General features: G+C 65.2%; 1 protein-coding gene and 1 pseudogene. Both read right to left on the bottom strand.

Translation table 11 applies throughout. The features are described from left to right. Nucleotides 1-1,165 (bottom strand): FGGY family carbohydrate kinase (locus tag GBM95_RS11635; RefSeq protein ID WP_152159240.1); only part of this gene is annotated, 1,165 nt, incomplete at its 3' end. 156 nt (nucleotides 1,166-1,321) lie between these two features. Next, nucleotides 1,322-1,651 (bottom strand): annotated as a pseudogene (locus tag GBM95_RS11630) (hypothetical protein); the annotation flags it as partial.

Raw genomic sequence — 1,651 nt, 5'->3', positions numbered from 1 at the left:
CCGCGCTCTGGAAGGCAATCGCCTCGAGCGCCGCCCGCGCAATATGCGCCCGGGTGGTTCCGCGCGTGAGGCCGATCAGGCACCCTCTCGCGTCCGGATCCCAGTGCGGAGCGCCGAGCCCCGTGAAGGCCGGGACGAAGTAGACGCCGCCGGAATCCTTCACCGACCGCGCGAGAGGCTCAATATCCTTCGCGCGCTTCACGAAACCCATCTCGTCGCGCAGCCACTGCACGACGGCGCCCGCAACGAATACGGAGCCTTCGAGCGCATAACTCGGGGGTTCGTCGCCGATCCGGTAGGCCGCGGTCGTGATGAGCCTCGAAACGCTCGCACGCGGCTCGCTCCCGATATTCATGAGAAGGAACCCGCCCGTGCCGTAGGTGTTCTTCACCGTTCCCGGGTGAAAGCACGCCTCGCCGAAGGCCGCCGCCTGCTGGTCGCCGGCAACGCCCGCAATCGGAATCGCCGCCCCGAACCATTCCGGGTCCGAATATCCGGCAGCCTGCGAGCTCGGGATGATCTCCGGCAGAATGCCCGCCGGGATGCGGAAGATGTCGAGGAGTTCGTCGTCCCACTGCCCGGAGCGCAGGTCGCAGAGGAGCGTTCTCGAGGCGTTGGTGATGTCGGTCGCGTGAAGAGCGCCCTTCGTGAGCTTCCAGATGAGCCAGGCGTCGATCGTGCCGAAGAGAATCTCTCCCTTCTGAGCGCGCTCGCGCGCCCCCGGCACATGGTCGAGAATCCACTCAATCTTGGTCGCGGAGAAATAGGGGTCGAGCCTCAGGCCCGTCTTTCCGGCGACGAGCGGCTCGAAGCCCTCCGCTTCGAGCGCCTCCACGCGCTTCGTCGTGCGCCGGTCCTGCCAGACAATGGCGGGCGAAACGGGCTCTCCCGTAGCGCGGTCCCAGAGGACCGTCGTTTCGCGCTGGTTGGTGATGGCGAGCGCGGCAATGTCGTTTCCCGTGAGGCCTGCCTTCTGAAGGCACTCGCGGGCGACCGCAAGCTCGGTTTCCCAGATTTCAGCCGCATCGTGCTCAACCCAGCCCGGATTCGGGTAATGCTGGGCGAACTCGCGCTGAGCGAGCGCCACCGTCCCGCCGCGCCGGTCGAAAATCAGCGCGCGCGAGCTCGAAGTACCCTGGTCGAGCGCAAGGATGTAGTCGTTCATCGTTCGGGAACCGCCGTTTGTGCGCGCAGAAATGAGAAAGCCCCGGGGCTTCCGGGGCTCTTTCTGGGCTGGAAATCCATCTGACTTCCATTGTATGGGGACTTCGGTCCCGGGGAGCTTAACGATCCCCTGAACCCGAACAATCCCTCAGTCCCGTTACTTGGCGGCTTCAGCTTCCGGCGCTTCAGACTTTTCCGTGCTTTCGCCGTATTCCGAATCCTCGACGTCGTCTTCGTCGATGTCGGCCGGATAGAGCTGAGCGGCGGTTTCGGGCTCAATCTGCGCTTCGGCAGGCTTCACGGCATCGAGCTTAACGACGCGGGCGGCGTCGATAAGAAGACGAAGCGCCTGGTTCACCGCCTCAGGGCTCCCGAAGAAGTCGGCGATGTCGCTGTCGATCTTCACCATCGCGTTGCGGGCGAAGTCGGAGCGCTCGGCAAAGCGGCGCGTATCGTAGGCGCGGGCGCGCGGACCGGTGCGGACGCC

Origin of the sequence: Sutterella seckii, from assembly GCF_009183815.1 — a bacterium.
Lineage (GTDB): Bacteria > Pseudomonadota > Gammaproteobacteria > Burkholderiales > Burkholderiaceae_F > Sutterella > Sutterella seckii.
The sequence above is the reverse complement of the archived record's forward strand: the minus strand, read 5'-3'. Positions and strand labels throughout refer to the sequence as shown.